Below are 5,299 nucleotides of genomic sequence, written 5' to 3'. Positions count from 1 at the left end.
GTGGCGCGTTGCGTAATCCAATCTAACGATTTGGTAGCTTATGAAAATTTGAGGATTAAAAATTTAGTCAAAAATCATTGTCTGGCTAAATCTATTAATGATGCTGGTTGGTATCAATTCAGAAAGTGGTTAGAGTATTTCGGGGTGAAGTTTGGCAGAATAACTGTTGCTGTTAATCCTGCCTATACTTCTCAAGAATGTTCTAATTGTGGTGCAGTAGTGAAAAAATCTCTATCTACAAGAACCCATGTTTGTGAATGTGGTTTTGAGATGGATAGAGATTGGAATGCTGCAATCAACATTCTGAAATTGGCCTTGAGTACCGTAGGGCATACGGGAACTTGGATCTTAGATCCGAACGCTTTGGGAGATTCGACCTCTACTCAGGTTGGAGAAATCCTGTCTGAGCAAGTTGGGTCTGTGAACAAAGAATCACCGCACTTTTAGGGCGGTGAGTGTCAATTAGCCAGTCGTAAATACTCAATAGCCTATATACTATGTGTGCCAAAGAAGTTGAGCTTTTTTGGCACTACTGTTGTTTTCAGCTAGGGGTGTAGGGATGCAGGGGAAGCGGAGGAGAAAAACTAATGACCAATGACTAATGACCAATGACTAATGACCAATGACCAATGACCAATGACCAATGACCAATTTTTATGTTTGCTACTTTAACCGAACTCACTCAAGCAGTTTTAGCCCAACCTGTAAATTTAAGTGCAGCTGATTTGGCACAAGTCAGCACTGGTATACAAACAGATAGCCGTGTCATCCAACCAGGTGAAGTCTTTGTAGCTTTGCGGGGTGAAAAGTTTGATGGACACGCTTTTGTAGCAACTGCGATCGCTCAGGGTGCTATCGCTGCTATCGTTGATTTTGACTATGAAAATTCTACGCTGCCTGTATTAAAAGTCAACAATACCCTAGAAGCTTATCAAAAAATTGGTCGATGGTGGCGCGATCGCTTTCACATTCCAGTTATTGGGGTGACGGGTTCTGTGGGGAAAACCACCACCAAGGAACTCATAGCCGCAGTTTTGGGTACACAGGGTAAAGTACATAAAACCTTTGGCAATTTCAATAACGAAATTGGCGTACCCAAAACCCTGCTAGAACTGAATGCAGAACATGACTACGCCGTGATTGAGATGGCAATGCGGGGTAGAGGACAAATCGCCGAACTCACACAAATAGCACGCCCGACAATTGGCGTGATTACCAATGTGGGGACAGCACACATTGAGTTACTCGGTTCAGAAGCAGCGATCGCTCAGGCAAAATGTGAATTATTAGCCGAAATGCCCCAAAATAGTGTAGCTATTCTCAATCACGACAATCCCCTCTTACTGGCAACGGCGGCGAAGTTGTGGCAGGGGCAAGTTTTGACCTATGGTTTTTCTGGTGGTGACATTCACGGCACACTCATTGACAACGAAACTATAGAAGTTTCAGGAATCCAGTTACCCTTCCCCTTAAAAGGTCGTCACAACGCCAGCAATTTCTTAGCCGCCCTCGCAGTCGCCCAAGTTTTAGGCATCGATTGGGCAAGCCTCAAACATGGTGTAACTGTGAATATGCCCACCGGGCGATCGCAACGCTTGACTTTACCCAATGATATTGTTATCCTAGACGAAACTTACAATGCCGCACCGGAAGCTATGATTGCAGCGTTGCAGTTATTAGCAGACACACCAGGAAAGCGGAGAATTGCCGTATTAGGAGCAATGAAAGAATTAGGAGAGCGATCGCCGGAACTACACCAGCGAGTCGGTGAAAAAGTCCGAGATTTAAAATTAGACGGTTTGCTAGTCTTAGCTGACGGACAAGATGCCGAAACCATTGCCAAAAGTGCCGTAGGTATACCTTCAGAGTGCTTTACCAGCCACAGTGATTTAGTGGAGAGATTAAAGACATATATGCAAGCAGGCGATCGCTTGTTATTCAAAGCTGCCCATTCCGTAGGTTTAGATCGGGTAGTTAATCAGTTGCTTGGACAAGGGAGTAAGGAGTAGGTATTGGCGACTGGGGCTAAGAGGAGCAGAGGGCAGCAATGCACAGAGGAGAGAACTTTTCCCGTTTCTCCCTGCTCAAAGTTTCGTTTTCTCCGCTACCTCCGCTCACTGGACAATCAACCTGGCCACGGCAGCAATTAATTCTTCAGCATGAACAGGCTTGGCTAAGTGGATTTGAAACCCGGCGGCGAGAGCTTGCTGTTGATCGAATTGTCTGGCAAAAGCAGTTAAGGCGATCGCTGGAATTTGGCCATTTTGCTCGGCTGCCCAAGTTCTGATTTGGCGAATCAACATATAGCCATCGATGTCAGGCATACTGATATCACTGACTAACACATCTAATTGGGATTGAGCTAATATTTCTAAACCTTCAACTGCGGAAGCCGCCACGCTCACCTCAGCCCCTTCTTGCTCTAGCATATAAGCAATAAAATCTCGTGAATCAAGATCATCGTCAACCACTAAAATCTTGATGGCAGCCAGCAGTGAATATTCAGGGCTGAATAATGACAGTTGATTTTGTTTATCTGTCAAATTCGAGCTATCCTCTGGCACAAGCGGTAATTGCACTGTAAACGTTGCTCCCTGAGCCTCACCCTGACTGTCTGCTGTGACAGTACCACCGTGAATTTCTACAATTTTACGGACGATAGCCAAGCCCAACCCTAGCCCACCAAATTTTCTTGTAGAGCTGCTATCTGCTTGGCGGAAGTAATCAAAGACATAGGGCAGAAACTCAGGACTAATTCCCTTACCTGTATCACTGACGACAATCTGAGCATAGTCATCGATTCGTTGAAGTCGTACCTCTACCTGTCCGCCCTTCGGTGTAAATTTTACGGCATTAGAAAGGAGATTCCAAACTACTTGCTGTAAGCGAGCCGAATCACCCCTAACTTGCCCGATATTTGATTCCAAAACTGTGATGATCTCAATTGATTTTGTTTCTGCTGCTAGGCGCATTGTCTCTAGTGCTGCCGAGACTACAGCATTTAAATGAATTTTTGTAATATTCAGCACTAGCTTACCTTGTAAAATCCTGGAGATATCTAGCAAGTCTTCTATGAGTTGCACCTGTAATGTGGCATTACGCTCAATCGTGGCTAGTGCTTGAGATGTCCTGGTTTGGTCGATTTGACGGCTTTGTAACAACCTAGACCATCCCAGAATAGAATTTAGAGGCGTGCGTAACTCGTGGGAAAGGACAGCTAAAAACTCATCTTTAATCCGATTAGCTGTTTCTGCCTTAGCTCGTGCGGCTTGTTCTAACTCCAGCAAATGCGCCCGTTGTTCTAGTATTTGTTTTTGTTCGTGGATATCTGTACAAGTTCCGAACCACTTAACTACATGGCCATGCTCATCTTTAAGTGGTAAGCCTCGCGCCAACTGCCAACGATAGGAATTATCAGACGCACATTGAAATCGGTATTCATTTTCGTATACAGTGCTGCTATTTACCGCATTTACCCATACCTCATAGGCTTTGTTGACATCATCTGGATGTAATGCTGCTAGCCATCCAGAACCCAAAGATTGCTCTAATGTTAGCCCAGTATACTCACACCACTTCTGATTAAAATCAACACATTCACCGTCAGCATTAGCAGTCCACACAAGTTGAGGAATAGCCTCAGCTAAATAACGGTAGCGTTCTTCACTTTCTCTGACAACTTCTAAAAGACGCTGACGTTCGGCGATTTCTTGATGTAATTGTTCGTTAGTTTGAGTAATTTCATGGGTGCGAAGCGCAACCAAGTCTTCTAAATGATTTTGATATTTTCTCAGTTCTGCTTCTACCCGTAAACGTTCAGCTATTTGTATTTGCAATTGTTGATTCGCTTGTTCTAGTTGAGCAGGACTAGGAAGTGCTAAAGCTTTTGGTACTAAAGGGATGAGTTCGACGGCGGTAATTAAAGATATTCCGGCGGTGGCAGCTTTGACAAATCCCGATACCCAATAGGTGGGATGCCAAAGTGTCCAAACCTCTAAAATATGAGTAGTACCGCAAGCGACAATAAAACCACTAAATAACAAGAATATCCAATTAAACGGCAGATCATGCCGCTTACGAACAAAATAGAAAAGTGTAGCAGGAATAGAATAGTAAGCTAGAGCAATCAGTGCATCAGATACTAAATGTAACAAAACTAAATCTGTTTGCCATAGATAGCAGTGTCCATGTGGGATAAATGGGCCTGAGTGAAAAAAGTAAGTCCACAATTCTGCCATAGTTTTTCAGGTAAACACACTAATTTTTGAAAATTCGTAGAACTATCTCAGTTCTTCAGGGAAAAAATATTTATGGTATACAAAAAATTTTCCATCACCATTAACAATTTGTGAGCAATAAAGCTGATACAAATTAGTAATTGTGGGAAATAACAGAAAAGTTGGATGTTTCGGATGTAATGACTAGCGATCGCTTAATTTATCCCCCAGAGTTATCTTAACGATAACTTTCATCTAAAATTATTATTCTGAGAATTTTATCTGTATTTAGCTTTCCTGCTCAATTATTACTGATAAAAATCAACTTGGACGTTCTTAACCAAGCATTTTGTTAACAATTTCAGGTAAGATAAATCTCTGTGGACAGTGGATAGGGAGATACTGGGGTTGCCTACACTTGGTGTAAACATAGACCATATAGCCACCATTCGCCAAGCACGGCGGACGGTAGAGCCGGATCCGGTGGCTGCGGCCGTACTGGCAGAATTAGCGGGCGCAGATGGCATTACAGTACATCTGCGGGAAGACAGACGGCATATTCAAGACCGGGATGTGCGTTTATTGCGGCAGACAGTACGCACTCACCTAAATTTAGAAATGGCTGCTACAGATGAAATGTTGGGAATTGCCCTTGACATTAAACCCGATTATGTGACTTTAGTCCCCGAAAAACGGGAAGAAGTTACTACAGAAGGAGGTTTAGATATAGTCGGGCAAATTGCTAGAATAGGAGAGATAGTCGATAAATTGCAGGGTGCTGGCATTCCAGTGAGTTTGTTCATTGATGCTGAACCTGCACAAATTGAAGCTTCTGTCAAGGTGCAGGCAAAGTTTATTGAGCTACACACTGGTAAATATGCAGAAGCCAGCGACGAAACCAGTCGTCATCAAGAATTAGCTGTGTTAGCTAAAGGGTGTGAACAAGCCATTAAAGCTGGATTGCGAGTCAACGCCGGTCATGGGCTGACCTACTGGAATGTCTACCCGGTGGCTGCGCTGCCAGGAATGGAAGAACTCAACATTGGTCATACCATCATTAGCCGAGCAGCATTAGTAGGTAT

The 5,299-nt window shown here is 43.6% G+C and carries 4 protein-coding genes; 3 read left to right on the top strand and 1 reads right to left on the bottom strand.

What is annotated here, in order from left to right; all coding sequences use genetic code 11:
- Together AACS98_RS23540 and AACS98_RS23535 are read left to right on the top strand one after the other, a co-directional pair.
- On the top strand, nucleotides 1-447 hold a 447-nt coding region (locus AACS98_RS23540), incomplete at its 5' end, for an RNA-guided endonuclease InsQ/TnpB family protein (RefSeq protein ID WP_232317233.1).
- A gap of 209 nt (nucleotides 448-656) precedes the next feature.
- Nucleotides 657-2,009: a UDP-N-acetylmuramoyl-tripeptide--D-alanyl-D-alanine ligase gene (locus AACS98_RS23535; protein ID WP_066384806.1), complete on the top strand. Its 1,353-nt coding sequence runs from the start codon at nucleotides 657-659 to the stop codon at nucleotides 2,007-2,009.
- A 105-nt stretch (nucleotides 2,010-2,114) separates the two neighbouring features.
- Here the strand turns inward: AACS98_RS23535 and AACS98_RS23530 are convergent, their stop codons facing one another.
- A complete protein-coding gene (locus AACS98_RS23530; RefSeq protein WP_066384803.1) occupies nucleotides 2,115-4,238 on the bottom strand; it encodes a hybrid sensor histidine kinase/response regulator in 2,124 nt (707 codons plus the stop codon).
- A gap of 387 nt (nucleotides 4,239-4,625) precedes the next feature.
- Between AACS98_RS23530 and AACS98_RS23525 the strand changes: the two genes are divergently transcribed.
- The coding region (locus tag AACS98_RS23525; protein WP_066384801.1) for a pyridoxine 5'-phosphate synthase at nucleotides 4,626-5,299 on the top strand (674 nt) is incomplete at its 3' end.

The organism is Anabaena sp. CA = ATCC 33047, from assembly GCF_963870205.1.
In the GTDB taxonomy this organism is placed as follows: Bacteria; Cyanobacteriota; Cyanobacteriia; order Cyanobacteriales; family Nostocaceae; genus Trichormus.
The sequence above is the reverse complement of the archived record's forward strand: the minus strand, read 5'-3'. Positions and strand labels throughout refer to the sequence as shown.

Coding starts and splice junctions, on each gene's coding strand:
- AACS98_RS23535 (WP_066384806.1), top strand. CDS start 657: ATGTTTGCTACTTTAACCGAACTCACTCAAGCAGTTTTAGCCCAACCT.
- AACS98_RS23530 (WP_066384803.1), bottom strand. CDS start 4,238: ATGGCAGAATTGTGGACTTACTTTTTTCACTCAGGCCCATTTATCCCA.